Raw genomic sequence first — 13,589 nt, 5'->3', positions numbered from 1 at the left:
CATGCTGCTGCCCCGCGTTGCCACCCTCATCACCGGCCTGTGCCTTGGCACGCTGGCCCATGCGGCACCGACTCAATACCCGCTGACCATCGAAAACTGCGGCAGCAGCCTGACCTTTGAGCATGCTCCCGCTCGCACGGTGACCATCGGCCAGGCCGGCACGGAAATGCTCTACGCCATGGGCCTGAGCGACAAAGTCGTCGGCACCTCGCTGTGGTTCAACAATGTGCTGGCCAAGTACAAGACGCAGGACGACAAGATCGAGCGCCTGGCCGACAACGAACCGAGCTTCGAATCGGTGATCGGCAAACGCCCGGAACTGGTCGCCGTGGAGCTGGAATGGATGGTCGGCCCGCAAGGTGCGGTCGGCACTCGCGAGCAGTTTCACGAGCTGAAGATTCCGACCTACCTGCTGCCCTCCGATTGCGAAGCCAAGGACAATCTGGTCGGCGCCGACGGCACGCGACTGGCGCCATTTCGCATTGAGAGCATTTACAAGAGCGTGAGCCAACTGGCGCAGATCTTCGATGTGCAGGATCGCGGACACCAGCTCAACGAGCAACTCAAGGCCAGCCTTGCCAAGTCGATTGCCACCGCACAAGGCAAGCAACTGAAAGACGCCAGCGCGCTGGTGTGGTTCTCCAGCGCACAAATGGACATCGAGCCCTTCGTGGCCGGGCACAAAGGCATTCCCGATTTCATGCTGAGCACACTCGGTGTGCGCAACGTGGTTGAATCCGATGAGGAGTGGCCAACGGTTGGCTGGGAAACCATCGCCAAAGCCAACCCGACGTTCCTCGTCATCGCCCGCATGGATCGCCGTCGCTTCCCCGCTGACGACTATGAAAAGAAACTCGCCTTCCTGCGCAGCGATCCGGTGACGCGCAACATGGGCGCGGTGAAAAACAACCGCATCATCATTCTTGACGCCATGGCCATGCAGGCCAGCCTGCGCATGTTCGATGGCCTGGAACAATTGGCCACGGCCATCAACGGCTACGACCTGTCGAAATGAGTGCAAGCCTGATCCGCTCGTTGTTGGCCCTGGCGACATTGTTGATGGCCGTGGTGGCTGGCGTGGCCATCGGTGAAACTTCGATTGAACCGGGCGTGGTCCTGCAAGTATTGGCCAATAAGTTGTGGGGGGCCGGTTATGTGCTCGACCCCATTGATGAAGGCATCGTCTGGGACTACCGCCTGACCCGCGCACTGGTCGCCGCTGCCTGCGGTGCCGGTCTGGCGACGTGCGGGGTGATTCTGCAATCGCTGCTGCGCAACGCGTTGGCCGATCCTTATCTGTTGGGAATCTCCGCTGGCGCCTCGACCGGCGCGGTGATGGTCGCGTTGCTCGGCGTCGGTGCCGGGGTCATCTCATTGTCCGTCGGCGCCTTTGCCGGGGCGGTGACCGCCTTCGTGCTGGTGATTCTGTTGGCGCGCGTCAGCGGTTCGGCCAGCGGCACCGGGCAGATCATTCTCGCCGGCATCGCCGGCTCGCAATTGTTCAATGCGCTGACGGCATTTCTGATTACCCGCTCGGCGAGTTCCGAACAGGCGCGCGGGATCATGTTCTGGTTGCTGGGTAATCTTGGCGGCGTGCGCTGGCCATCGGTGTCGCTGGCGGTGCCGGTGGCCATCGCGGGTTTGCTGGTGTGCCTGTGGCATCGGCGGGCGCTGGATGCATTTACCTTTGGCGCGGATTCGGCGGCGTCGCTCGGCATCCCGGTACGCCGAGTGCAGATTCTGCTGATCGGTTGCTCGGCACCGGGCATGCCCGTCTGCTGCCTGCCAGTGCGCTGGGCGGCGCGGTGTTTCTGATTGCCGCTGACGTGTTGTCGCGCACGTTGATCAAGGGCCAGGTGATCCCGGTCGGGGTGATTACCGCGCTGGTCGGTGCGCCGGTGTTTGCCTTGATTCTGATTGGCCGGAGATCGGCGCGATGAGCAACGTCCTCAGTTGCTCAGGCTTGACGTTCAGGGTGCGCGGCGCCGAGCTGCTCAACGGCGTCAGCCTGGAGGTCACGCGCGGTGAAACCCTCGGCATCGTCGGGCCAAATGGCTCGGGCAAATCGACCTTGCTGAAACTGCTCGCCGGATTGCGTGAACCGAGCGCTGGCGAGGTGCTGCTGGAAGGTCAGCACCTCGGCAAAATGCACCGTCGCAGCATCGCGCAAAAACTCGCGGTGGTGGAACAGCAGGCCGACACCGACGACGGCATTCGCGTGTTCGACGCCGTTGCACTGGGCCGCACGCCGTGGCTTTCGGCGTTGCAACCGTGGTCGCATGCCGACGACGCCATCGTCCGGCAAGCGTTGACCGACGTTGACGCGACTCACCTGCGCAATCGTCTTTGGCGCAGCCTGTCGGGCGGTGAACGGCAGCGAGTGCACATCGCCCGGGCGTTGGCGCAGCGACCGCAAATTCTACTGTTGGACGAGCCGGCCAATCATCTCGACATTCAGCACCAACTGACCATTCTCAACGTGGTGCAGGCGTTGCCGGTGACCACGTTGATCGCCCTCCATGATCTTAATCAGGCGTTGAAATGCGATCGTCTGGCGGTACTGGAGCGCGGGCGGCTAGTGGCGTTGGGCGAGCCGCTGGAGGTGCTGACACCACAGCGGTTACAGGAAACATTCGGGGTCAGAGCGCATTACCTGACGGACCCGTTTGATGGGGCACAGATTCTGCGTTTTCACGCATGACGTTGTGCATGTGCGTTGTCTGCCAGACCGGGTCAGCGTCGACATCAATGATCTCGAAACCTTGGCGCTGCCAGAACGCGATGGCGCCCGGCAGAAACGGATGGGTGTGCAGGTAAATCACGTCTGCTTCGTTGGCGAGTGCCAGATCCTTGAGTGATCGATATAACGCACCGGCCAACCCTGAGCGGCGCTGCGATGGCAGGACAAACAGACGGACGATTTCCACCACTTCAAGGTCCGGATAGGGCAAGTGCGGGAAGCGCCGGTCGTAGGCGAGATAGCCGATGGAGGCAACGATCTGTCCTTCGTGGCGAGCGATCAGAAAGCGCCCTGCCCCACGCAGATAAACCTCGGTGAACCGCGCCAGATCATCAGGCATGCCGGTCGCGCTGAGCTTGGGAAACAGCTCGGCGCGAGCCTTCAGCACAAAATCAAGAACTTCAGGAATGTCGGCGTCGGTCACGGCCTGAATGGTTGGTTGATGATTCATGTAACGGCAAACACCTGAACTGCGGCTGGACACATTAACAACTCGCTACCGGTCGACGCTATCAGAAATCCCCAATCCGAATGCCATGCACAAAACCCTGTGGGAGCGAGCCTGCTCGCGAATGCGGTACATCAGACAATCAGGCTGTGACTGCCTGATTGCTTTCGCGAGCAGGCTCACTCCCACAGGGGTTGTCGTTGGAATGAGAAAACCGGAGCAATGCTCCGGTTTGTTGTCAGGCCAGTTCTTTGCGCAGCTGGCGGGCGGCGGTGACCATGTGCACCAGCGCTGCTTCGGTTTCCGGCCAGCCACGGGTTTTCAGGCCGCAATCCGGGTTGACCCACAGCCGTTCAGCGGGAATGCGCTTGGCGGCCTTGCGCAGCAGGTTGGCCATTTCCGCAGCATCCGGAATACGTGGCGAGTGGATGTCGTAGACGCCCGGGCCGATTTCGTTCGGGTAGGCGAAGGCTTCGAAAGCGTCTAGCAGTTCCATGTCGGAACGCGAGGTTTCGATGGTGATCACGTCGGCATCCATTGCCGCAATGGACTCGATGACGTCGTTGAACTCGCTGTAGCACATGTGTGTATGGATCTGCGTTTCGTCACGCACACCGGAAGCGCACAAGCGGAATACCTCGGTCGCCCAGTCCAGATAGTGCTGCCACTGGGCCTGACGCAACGGCAGACCTTCACGGAACGCCGCTTCGTCGATCTGCACGATCTTGATGCCGGCAGCTTCCAGATCAACCACTTCGTCACGGATCGCCAGCGCCAGTTGTCGCGCCTGCACTTCACGGCTGACGTCTTCACGCGGGAACGACCACATCAGCATGGTCACCGGACCGGTCAGCATGCCTTTCATGACCTTGGCGGTCAGGCCCTGAGCGTAGCGAATCCACTCCACGGTCATGGCTTTCGGACGGCTGAGGTCGCCGAAGATCACCGCCGGTTTGACGCAGCGCGAACCGTAACTCTGCACCCAGCCAAAACGCGTGAACACATAGCCGTCGAGTTGCTCGGCGAAGTACTCGACCATGTCATTTCGCTCGGCTTCACCGTGGACCAGCACGTCGAGGCCCAGACGCTCCTGGATTTCCACTGCATGGCGGATTTCGCTGTGCATGGCTTCGGTGTATTCGGCCAGGGTCAGCTTGCCTTGCTTGAACGACTGGCGCGCCAGGCGGATCGACGCGGTCTGCGGGAACGAGCCGATGGTGGTCGTCGGGAACAGCGGCAAATCGAGACCCGCGCGCTGCCTGGCGATACGCTGGGCGAACAGCGATTGACGCTGACTGTCCTTGGCGGTTATCGCCGCGACACGCGCTTGCACCGCCGGTTTGTGAATGCGTGGCGAGGCGGCACGGGCGGCCTGCACCGAACGGCTTTCGGTCAGGGCACGCAGGACTTTCGGCGCTTCGGGCTGGTTGACGGCCTGAGCCAGCACAGCCACTTCCTCACACTTCTGCACGGCGAAGGCCAGCCAGCTTTTCAGCTCGGCATCGAGCTTGTCTTCACGACCGAGATCCACCGGGCTGTGCAGCAGCGAGCAGGACGGCGCGACCCACAGGCGATCACCCAGACGCTCATGCGCATGCTGCAACGTCGCCAAGGCATTTTCCAGATCGCAGCGCCAGACGTTACGGCCGTTGACCACACCCAGCGATAACACTTTATAAGCCGGCAGACGATCAAGAATGGTCGGGTACTGCTCCGGTGCGCGCACCAGATCGATGTGCAAACCGTCGACGGGCAGATTGGCCGCTAGACCAAGGTTTTCTTCCAGGCCACCAAAGTAGGTAGCCACCAGCTTCTTCAGCGGATCGCGCTGGATCTGGTTGTAGGCACGCTCGAAAGCGTTTTTCCATTCCTGTGGCAGGTCGAGCACCAGAATCGGCTCGTCGATCTGCACCCACTCGACACCTTGAGCGGCAAGACGCGAGAAAATCTGGCCGTACAGCGGCAGCAGACGATCGAGCAGTTCCAGCTTGTCGAACTCGGCGCCCTTGGCCTTGCCCAGCCACAGGTACGTCAGCGGGCCGATGATCACTGGCTTGACGTTGTGGCCCAGCGCACGGGCTTCCTCGACTTCTTCGAACAACTGCTCCCAACCCAGCTGGAACTGTTGATCAGCGCTGAATTCCGGGACCAGATAGTGGTAGTTGGTGTCGAACCACTTGGTCATTTCCTGGGCATGGGCACCGCCGCAGCAGCTGTCGCTGACGCCACGCGCCATGCCGAACAGGGTTTGCAGACTGGCTTTGCCATCGTGCGGACGGAAACGCTCAGGGATCACCCCGAACATCAGCGAGTGCGTCAGCACCTGGTCGTACCAGGCGAAATCGCCGACTGGCAGCAGTTCAATCCCGGCGTTTTTCTGCAAGTCCCAGTGCGCCTTGCGCAGCTCGCGACCCAATTCACGCAGGCCTGCCTCGTTCAGTTCTCCTTTCCAGAACGCCTCTTGCGCTTTCTTCAGTTCGCGGTCGCGACCGATGCGCGGAAATCCAAGGGAATGGGCCAGTGCCATAACAAACAACTCCAATGTCTTGTTGATGGCGGCCATTGTCGACAGCGGTCAAGATTGAGACAAACTCATTTTAATCTTGATGATCACGAGTTCTACTCATGATCACAGCAATCACTGGAAAACGCTTTGGCACTGTTGCGATAACAGAATGACCGAGCGGTTTCCCTGCAGGATATAGCTGCGCAGATCAAGCGCTGCGTGGCGCTGACGACGCCCTTTGAATACTCGATGGCGCCTCCCTGTAAACCCACGAAAATCTTGCCGTCGCGGCCTCCGATTTCGATCTATGGTTAGATCGAAATGGCAGTATTTCCAACGGACTAATGGTTGCGACAGTCCCTGTCTGAGCCTATGTTGCACGCGAGTCTTTTCCCCGCGAATGGAACGCGATCAACACCACAAAGAGGTGAAGAAATGTCTAAGGAATCACGCCCTGCCGTACTTGGGCTGATCGGCAATACTCCGCTAGTGCAAGTCACCCGCTTCGACACTGGTCTGTGCACACTGTTTCTCAAACTCGAATCGCAGAACCCCGGCGGTTCGATCAAGGATCGTATCGGTCTGGCGATGATCGATGCGGCTGAACGCGATGGTCGCCTGCAACCCGGCGGCACCATCGTCGAGGCCACTGCCGGCAACACCGGCCTCGGTCTGGCACTGGTTGGCCGCGCCAAAGGCTATCGTGTGGTGCTGGTGGTGCCGGACAAAATGTCTACCGAAAAAGTCCTGCACCTGAAGGCCATGGGCGCCGAGGTGCACATCACCCGCTCCGACGTCGGCAAGGGCCATCCCGAGTATTATCAGGACGTCGCCGCCCGTTTGGCGAAAGACATTCCCGGCGCATTCTTCGCCGACCAGTTCAACAACCCGGCCAACCCACTGGCCCACGAATGCAGCACCGCGCCGGAAATCTGGGCACAGACCGAACATGATCTGGACGCCATCGTCGTCGGTGTCGGTTCGGCGGGGACGCTGACCGGCCTGAGTCGCTTCTTCAAGCGGGTGCAACCGGATCTGGAAATGGTCCTCGCCGATCCGATCGGCTCGGTCATGGCGCAATACAGCCGTGACGGCACGATGCCGACGCCCGGTTCATGGGCGGTGGAAGGCATTGGCGAGGACTTCATTCCGTCGATTACCGATCTCTCCAGCGTGCGTCACGCCTACTCGATCAGCGACGAGGAAAGCTTCTCTCACGCCCGCCAGTTGCTCAAGGCCGAAGGCATTCTGGGTGGTTCCTCGACCGGCACCCTGCTCGCCGCCGCGCTACGTTATTGCCGCGAACAGACCGAGCCGAAACGCGTGGTCAGCTTCGTTTGCGACACCGGTACGCGTTATCTGTCGAAGGTCTACAACGACCAGTGGATGACCGATCAGGGCCTGTTGCAGCGCAAGGGTTACGGCGATTTACGTGACTTGATCGCTCGGCGTTTCGAAGATGGCCGCGTCATCAGCGTCGGCCCTGACGACACCCTGCTGACCGCGTTCCAGCGCATGCGCCTGGCGGATGTTTCGCAACTGCCAGTGCTGGTGGAAGGCAAGCAACTGGTCGGCGTGATCGACGAATCCGACATCCTCCTGCCGGTGCACGAAGATGCCGCGCGCTTCAGTCAATCGGTCTCCAGCGTGATGACTGACAAACTGCAAACCCTCGCCCCCGGCGCTACGCTTGCCGAACTCGAAGCGGTGCTCAGCCGTGGCCTCGTCGCGATCATTGCCGACGCCTCAGGCTTCCACGGTCTGATCACCCGCACCGACATGCTCAACCAATTACGGAGATCCCTCGCATGAGTCAGCACGACGATAAATCCCAAGGCTTCGCGACCCGGGTGATCCACGCCGGGCAGGCGCCGGACCCGACCACCGGCGCACTGATGCCGCCGATCTACGCCAACTCCACCTATCTGCAAGACAGCCCCGGCGTGCACAAGGGTTTCGATTACGGGCGCTCGCACAACCCGACGCGTTTTGCCCTCGAGCGCTGCGTTGCCGATCTCGAAGGCGGCACGCAGGCCTTCGCGTTCGCCTCGGGGCTGGCGACGATTTCGACCGTGCTGGAATTGCTCGATGCCGGTTCGCACATTGTCTCTGGCAACGATCTGTACGGCGGCACATTCCGCCTGTTCGACAAGGTGCGTCAGCGCAGTGCCGGGCACCGTTTCAGCTTTGTCGATCTGACGGATCTGTCGGCGTTCGAAGCCTCGTTGCAGGACGACACGCGCATGGTCATGGTCGAAACGCCGACCAACCCGCTGCTGAGCCTGTCAGACCTGGCGGCCATCGCCCGTATCTGCCGGGCACGCGGGATCATCTCGGTGGCTGACAATACCTTTGCCAGCCCGTATATCCAGCGCCCGCTGGAGCTGGGTTTCGACATCGTCCTGCACTCGACCACCAAGTACCTGAACGGCCACTCCGATGTGATCGGCGGTATTGCCGTGGTTGGCCAGAACGCTGAGCTGGCCGAGAAGCTCGGCTTTTTGCAGAACGCAGTCGGCGCCATCGCCGGTCCGTTCGATGCGTTTCTGACCCTGCGCGGGGTGAAAACCCTGGCGCTGCGCATGGAGCGTCATTGCAGCAACGCACTGGATCTGGCGCAGTGGCTGGAGCAGCAGCCGCAGGTCAAACGGGTCTATTACCCAGGACTGGAATCGCACCCGCAACACGCCTTGGCCAAGCGCCAGATGCGTGGTTTCGGCGGCATGATCTCGGTGGATCTGAACAGCGATCTGGCCGGCGCGCGACGCTTCCTCGAGAACGTGAAGATCTTTGCCTTGGCGGAAAGCCTCGGTGGCGTCGAGAGCCTGATCGAGCACCCGGCGATCATGACTCACGCGACCATCCCGGCGGACACCCGCGCGAAACTCGGCATCGGTGATGGGCTGGTGCGCCTGTCGGTGGGGGTCGAGGATGTCGAAGACCTGCGCGCCGATCTGGCGCAGGCGCTGCGGTCGATCTGACCTGGCGAGAACGACAAAGCCCGCAGGAAGCGGGCTTTGGAGTTCGAGTAGGCGGCCAGTGCTGGTCTCTGGCTTACAAGGTTTATCGGGCCTCCCACAGTACCGGGCCAAATTGAAAAGGTACGGCCTCGGCTGCTTCACACGGCATAAGGGCTGGATCTCAGCGCGGAGATCTTTCTAACCGTGTACCCTTCGGAGCGCGCCCCACGCCCCCTTGCTATCCGATTGCGCATCAGTCTGCGTCTTCGCCTACACCTTTGAGCCTAGCAAAGGCTCGCTCGCCCAGACTGGCATTTTTAGATTGATTTCGCCTTTGCCCGCCAGGTGAAGGAAACGAAACGCCTAACGCCCGTCGATCCCCCCGCCATGCCGTAACGGTTCAGCGATCTATACTGATTCAGTTCGATACTTATTACGTCGACACCCGTGCGCCTGACGGTGCGCTCGTGCCTTTCGCCAACCAGATCAACCCGAGCCAATGAGTCGTAGCGCCAGTCATCGTACGGCGGACGATGCGTTAACGCTTTGTGGCTGCCGGGTCGTGGAGAAAATCATGAAATACAGGCTTTTGTCAGGCGTGGTTCTGGCGGTTGCGGCTGCGGTTGTAGTGCCTGGGGCATGGGCGGCGCAGCCTCAGGCGGTGGCTTCTGATGGTTCTGATCATGTCGGTGCCGGCGCGGTGGCTTCCGACGGTTCCGATCATGTCGGTGCCGGTGCGGTGGCTTCAGACGGTGCTGATCATGTCGGCGCCAGTGCGGTAGCTTCAGACGGTTCCGATCATGTCGGCGCAGGCGCGGTGGCTTCTGACGGTTCAGATCATGTCGGTGCCGGCGCGGTAGCTTCAGACGGTTCCGATCACGTCGGCGCAGGCGCTGTGGCTTCTGACGGGGCTGATCATGTCGGTGTCGGTGCCGGCGCCCTGGCAGCCGATGGCGCTGATCGTACGGGCATCAATCGATTTGCCTATTCCCGTGTCGGTGTCGGCTCTGATCGGGTCGCTTCGGCGCTGATGACCGGCAGTTATTCCGACCAGTTCAACAGCCCTCAATAACCCCTTCTCTTGCGGGGAACGGCATCCCTGTAGGAGCTGTCGAGTGCAACGAGGCTGCGATCTTTTGATCTTGTCTGTTAAAAACAAGATCAAAAGATCGCAGCCTGCGGCAGCTCCTACAGGGGGGATTTTATGGGTCGACTTGTGCCATCAGGTCGGGCACTGATTCCGGGCGTTTCGCATAACGCTGGGCCAGCACCGCGCAGACCATCAATTGAATCTGATGGAACAGCATCAACGGCAGAATCAACACGCCAATGGTGCTGCCGGCAAACAACACCTGCGCCATCGGTACACCGGTGGCCAGGCTCTTTTTCGAGCCACAGAACAGAATGGTGATGCGGTCTTCCTGACTGAAGCCGAAGGCCTTGCCCAGCAGCGTCGATGCCAACAACACCAGCGCCAGCAGGATGCAGCAAACCACCACCAGCCCGAGCAGATCGACGACCGGAATCTGATGCCAGATGCCTTCGTTGACCGCCTCGCTGAACGCGCCGTAAACCACCAACAGAATCGAACCCTGATCGACGAACTTCAGCCAGTTCTTGTTGCGCCCCACCCATGCGCCGATCCAGCGGCGGGCGATCTGCCCGGCAACGAATGGCAGGAGCAATTGCACGCTGATTTTCAGGATCGCGTCCAGCGTCGAACCGCCATCACCGTGAACGTTGAGCAACAGTGTCACCAGCAATGGCGTGAGGAATATGCCGAACAGGCTCGACGCCGCTGCGCTGCAAATCGCCGCCGGAATATTGCCCCGCGCCAGCGAAGTAAAGGCAATTGCTGATTGCACCGTGGCCGGCAATGCGCAGAGGTAGAGCATGCCCATGTACAGCTTGTCGCCGACCAGCGGTGACAACAGCGGTTTCAACGCTAACCCCAGAATCGGGAACAACACAAAGGTCAGGCCGAACACCAGCAAGTGCAGGCGCCAGTGACCGGCACCGGCGATGATCGACTCGCGAGAGAGTTTGGCCCCGTGCAGGAAAAACAGCAGCGCGATGGCGAGGTTGGTCAGCCAGCCGAAGCCGACCGCGACCTGGCCGCTGGCCGGCAGGAAGCTGGCGAGCAGCACGACGCCGATCAGGGTCATGGTGAAGTTGTCGGGCAGGAATCTTGGGCGCGTCATGGTTTGCTCATCCGGGGGTTGCCAGTACGTGACAGCGACTTTAACGTGAGTGCAAATTACCGACTAACGCCGAAGATCCTCCAGATGCCGCCAAAAGGACACGACAAAAGCGTCAGACGCAGCATTCCCGGGCTGCCCAGCCTGCCGCGTCCGTTGTACGGGCGCACCGAATCACTGCCTAATCGTGCGTTGACCCGTCGTCATAGTCACCCGTGGGTGCAATTGTCGTACGCGATTCAGGGTGTGCTCGAAGTGCAGACCAGCGCCGGCCGCTTCGTCGCGCCGCCGGAGCGCGCGGTGTGGATTCCGGCGGGTGTGCCGCATCGGGTGTTCAGTTCGCCGCACACCGAGATGCGTAGTCTGTACATCGATTGCAGCGTCGCCGGTTGGGCCGCCGAGCGTTGCCATGTGCTCGGGGTCAGCGATTTGCTCAGGGAACTGATCCGCGCCTTCAGTCAGGTGCCGGTGGAGTACGACCAGAGCGGCGCACACGGGCGGCTCGCGCAGGTGATCCTCGATCAACTCGCCGAAGCCCCGCCGATCGACCTGATGCTGCCGCTGCCACAAGACGCCCGCCTGAAGCAGATCTACCAGAGCCTGGAGCAGCATCCGGAACAGCAGACCACGCTGAGTCACTGGAGCGAAAAATTCGGCGTCACCGAGAAAACCCTCACGCGGCTGTTTCTGCGCGACACCGGCTTGACCTTCCGCGCCTGGCGGCAACGCTTGCGCTTGCTCGGCGCACTGACACCGCTGGAGCGCGGCGAACGCGTTACCGACGTGGCATTGGCCTGCGGATATGACTCGACCTCGGCGTTCATTTCAGCATTCCGCCAGCAGTTCGGAGAGACACCGGGGGAATTTTTCCGCTGAATAACCCGATAATTATCGAACTTGCGCGAGCCTTTGCTCGAAGTTCAAGGTAGAGTTACGTCCATCGAAAATCTTTCTGCACGCTTCACAATAACAATGATGAACAACCCTTTTGAGAACCTGACGGCGGTAATGACATGATCGAAGTCACTGAAGTTTCCATTGCCCAGTTGCGCGCGGCGCTGCAATCCGGCCAGACCACTTCGGTCGAGCTGGTGCAGGCTTATCTGGCGCGAATCGATGCCTACGATGGCGCGGACAGCGCCACCGCACTCAACGCGGTGGTCGTGCGTAACCCCGACGCACTGCAAGAAGCGCAGGCCGCCGACGACCGTCGCGCCAAAGGCGAAACCCTCGGTCCGCTCGATGGCATTCCCTACACCGCCAAGGACAGCTACCTGGTCAAAGGCCTCACCGCCGCGTCCGGAAGCCCGGCATTTGTCGATCTTGTCGCGCACCGCGATGCATTCACCATCGAGCGCCTGCGCGCCGCCGGGGCGATCTGCCTGGGCAAGACCAACATGCCGCCGATGGCCAATGGCGGCATGCAGCGCGGCGTCTACGGTCGCGCCGAAAGTCCGTATAACGCCGATTACCTGACCGCACCCTTTGCCTCCGGCTCGTCCAACGGTGCCGGCACCGCCACGGCCGCGAGTTTTGCCGCATTCGGTCTGGCCGAAGAAACCTGGTCGAGCGGTCGCGGCCCGGCGTCGAACAACGGTTTGTGCGCCTACACGCCTTCGCGCGGCGTGATTTCGGTGCGCGGCAACTGGCCGCTGACGCCGACCATGGACGTCGTCGTGCCTTATGCGCGGACCATGGCTGATCTGCTCGAAGTGCTCGACGTCGTGGTCGCTGAAGACACCGACACCCGTGGCGATCTGTGGCGCCTGCAACCGTGGGTGCCGATCCCCAGCGTGATGTCCGTGCGCCCTGCTTCCTACGCGGAACTGGCGGTGAAGGCCGACGCTCTGGCCGGCAAACGTCTGGGCGTGCCGAAGATGTACATCAACGCCGACCCCGACGCAGGCACCAGCATAGAGCCGGGCATCGGTGGCCCGACCGGGCAACGCATCAACACCCGTGAATCAATGATCGACCTGTGGAAACAGGCGCGCGCCGCCCTGGAAGCCGCCGGCGCCGAAGTCATCGAAGTCGATTTCCCGCTAGTCTCCAATTGCGAAGGCGACCGTCCTGGCGCGCCGACCGTGTTCAATCGCGGCATCGTCTCCAAAGAATTCCTGCACCACGAACTGTGGGATCTGTCGGCCTGGGCCTTCGATGATTTCCTGCGGGCCAACGGTGATCCAAAGCTCAATCGCCTGGTCGATGTCGACGGGCCGAAAATCTTCCCGCACGACCCAGGCACCCTGCCCAACCGCGAAGGTGATCTGGCCGCTGGCATGGATGAATACGTGCGCATGGCCGAGCGTGGCATCACGCCGTGGGATCAGATTCCAACATTGCCCGACGGTCTGCGCGGCCTGGAGAAGACCCGCAAGCTCGATCTGGAAGACTGGATGGATGCGCTGAAACTCGACGCCGTACTGTTCCCGACGGTGGCCGACGTCGGTCCGGCGGATGCCGATGTTAATCCGCAATCGGCGGATATCGCCTGGAGCAACGGTGTCTGGGTCGCCAACGGCAACCTCGCGATCCGTCACCTCGGCGTGCCGACGGTAACGGTGCCAATGGGCGTCATGGCCGACATCGGCATGCCGGCCGGATTGACCTTCGCCGGTCGCGCTTATGACGATTCGACGCTGCTGCGTCTGGCCTCGGCGTTTGAATCGACAGGCTCCAAGCGTTTGGTGCCGCCGCGCACGCCGCCGCTGTCCTGAACAAAAACGGGGTCGGGTTG

10 protein-coding genes and 1 pseudogene are annotated in these 13,589 nt (G+C 61.3%); 8 read left to right on the top strand and 3 right to left on the bottom strand.

Annotated features, from left to right (window positions below; genetic code table 11):
- Position 1: 1 nt before the first annotated feature.
- The 3 genes and pseudogenes from C2E19_RS13330 to C2E19_RS13320 all read left to right on the top strand — a co-directional run bounded on the left by C2E19_RS13330 (position 2) and on the right by C2E19_RS13320 (position 2,701).
- The gene (locus C2E19_RS13330) at positions 2–1,015 is read left to right on the top strand and encodes an ABC transporter substrate-binding protein (RefSeq protein WP_129392868.1); all 1,014 of its coding nucleotides are present in this window, start codon (positions 2–4) and stop codon (positions 1,013–1,015) included.
- Between the two features lie 8 nt (positions 1,016–1,023).
- Positions 1,024–1,940 (top strand): annotated as a pseudogene (locus C2E19_RS13325) (FecCD family ABC transporter permease).
- Positions 1,937–2,701 carry an ABC transporter ATP-binding protein gene (locus C2E19_RS13320; protein WP_129392865.1) on the top strand — a complete coding sequence of 255 codons (765 nt, stop codon included), beginning with the start codon at positions 1,937–1,939 and terminating at the stop codon, positions 2,699–2,701. Before C2E19_RS13325 ends, C2E19_RS13320 begins: the two are co-directional and overlap by 4 nt.
- Here the strand turns inward: C2E19_RS13320 and C2E19_RS13315 are convergent.
- Both C2E19_RS13315 and metE read right to left on the bottom strand, forming a co-directional pair.
- On the bottom strand, positions 2,640–3,191 hold the full coding sequence (locus C2E19_RS13315) for a GNAT family N-acetyltransferase (RefSeq protein ID WP_129392862.1): 552 nt from the start codon (positions 3,189–3,191) through the stop codon (positions 2,640–2,642). The two genes, C2E19_RS13320 and C2E19_RS13315, sit on opposite strands and share 62 nt — an antisense overlap.
- Before the next feature lie 235 nt (positions 3,192–3,426).
- Positions 3,427–5,715, bottom strand: coding sequence for a 5-methyltetrahydropteroyltriglutamate--homocysteine S-methyltransferase (metE, locus tag C2E19_RS13310; RefSeq protein ID WP_129392859.1), 2,289 nt, complete (start codon positions 5,713–5,715; stop codon positions 3,427–3,429).
- 414 nt (positions 5,716–6,129) lie between these two features.
- Here metE and C2E19_RS13305 point away from each other — a divergent pair, with 414 nt between their 5' ends.
- From C2E19_RS13305 to C2E19_RS13295, 3 genes are all read left to right on the top strand, one after another.
- A complete protein-coding gene (locus tag C2E19_RS13305) occupies positions 6,130–7,506 on the top strand; it encodes a pyridoxal-phosphate dependent enzyme (protein WP_129392857.1) in 1,377 nt (458 codons plus the stop codon).
- The gene (locus C2E19_RS13300; RefSeq protein WP_129392854.1) at positions 7,503–8,675 is read left to right on the top strand and encodes a cystathionine gamma-synthase; all 1,173 of its coding nucleotides are present in this window, start codon (positions 7,503–7,505) and stop codon (positions 8,673–8,675) included. The genes C2E19_RS13305 and C2E19_RS13300 overlap by 4 nt, the downstream gene beginning before the upstream one ends.
- 553 nt (positions 8,676–9,228) lie before the next feature.
- A complete protein-coding gene (locus tag C2E19_RS13295; protein ID WP_256661301.1) occupies positions 9,229–9,726 on the top strand; it encodes a hypothetical protein in 498 nt (165 codons plus the stop codon).
- A 130-nt stretch (positions 9,727–9,856) separates the two neighbouring features.
- Here C2E19_RS13295 and C2E19_RS13290 read toward each other — a convergent pair whose 3' ends face one another.
- A complete protein-coding gene (locus C2E19_RS13290; protein WP_129392851.1) occupies positions 9,857–10,855 on the bottom strand; it encodes a bile acid:sodium symporter family protein in 999 nt (332 codons plus the stop codon).
- A gap of 84 nt (positions 10,856–10,939) precedes the next feature.
- On the opposite strand from C2E19_RS13290, the gene C2E19_RS13285 reads away from it, so the two are divergent.
- The gene (locus C2E19_RS13285; protein WP_129392849.1) at positions 10,940–11,728 is read left to right on the top strand and encodes a helix-turn-helix domain-containing protein; all 789 of its coding nucleotides are present in this window, start codon (positions 10,940–10,942) and stop codon (positions 11,726–11,728) included.
- Between the two features lie 137 nt (positions 11,729–11,865).
- Positions 11,866–13,569: an amidase gene (locus C2E19_RS13280; protein WP_129392846.1), complete on the top strand. Its 1,704-nt coding sequence runs from the start codon at positions 11,866–11,868 to the stop codon at positions 13,567–13,569.
- Positions 13,570–13,589: the final 20 nt, after the last annotated feature.

It is taken from the genome of Pseudomonas sp. DTU12.3 (assembly GCF_004124275.1).
Taxonomy (GTDB): Bacteria; Pseudomonadota; Gammaproteobacteria; order Pseudomonadales; family Pseudomonadaceae; genus Aquipseudomonas; species Aquipseudomonas helmanticensis.
The sequence above is the reverse complement of the archived record's forward strand: the minus strand, read 5'-3'. Positions and strand labels throughout refer to the sequence as shown.

What these genes read in the sequence shown, in the direction of transcription:
- C2E19_RS13330 (WP_129392868.1), top strand. Translation starts at nt 2, where the DNA reads ATGCTGCTGCCCCGCGTTGCCACCCTCATCACCGGCCTGTGCCTTGGC.
- C2E19_RS13320 (WP_129392865.1), top strand. Translation starts at nt 1,937, where the DNA reads ATGAGCAACGTCCTCAGTTGCTCAGGCTTGACGTTCAGGGTGCGCGGC.
- C2E19_RS13315 (WP_129392862.1), bottom strand. Translation starts at nt 3,191, where the DNA reads ATGAATCATCAACCAACCATTCAGGCCGTGACCGACGCCGACATTCCT.
- metE (WP_129392859.1), bottom strand. Translation starts at nt 5,715, where the DNA reads ATGGCACTGGCCCATTCCCTTGGATTTCCGCGCATCGGTCGCGACCGC.
- C2E19_RS13305 (WP_129392857.1), top strand. Translation starts at nt 6,130, where the DNA reads ATGTCTAAGGAATCACGCCCTGCCGTACTTGGGCTGATCGGCAATACT.
- C2E19_RS13300 (WP_129392854.1), top strand. Translation starts at nt 7,503, where the DNA reads ATGAGTCAGCACGACGATAAATCCCAAGGCTTCGCGACCCGGGTGATC.
- C2E19_RS13295 (WP_256661301.1), top strand. Translation starts at nt 9,229, where the DNA reads ATGAAATACAGGCTTTTGTCAGGCGTGGTTCTGGCGGTTGCGGCTGCG.
- C2E19_RS13290 (WP_129392851.1), bottom strand. Translation starts at nt 10,855, where the DNA reads ATGACGCGCCCAAGATTCCTGCCCGACAACTTCACCATGACCCTGATC.
- C2E19_RS13285 (WP_129392849.1), top strand. Translation starts at nt 10,940, where the DNA reads ATGCCGCCAAAAGGACACGACAAAAGCGTCAGACGCAGCATTCCCGGG.
- C2E19_RS13280 (WP_129392846.1), top strand. Translation starts at nt 11,866, where the DNA reads ATGATCGAAGTCACTGAAGTTTCCATTGCCCAGTTGCGCGCGGCGCTG.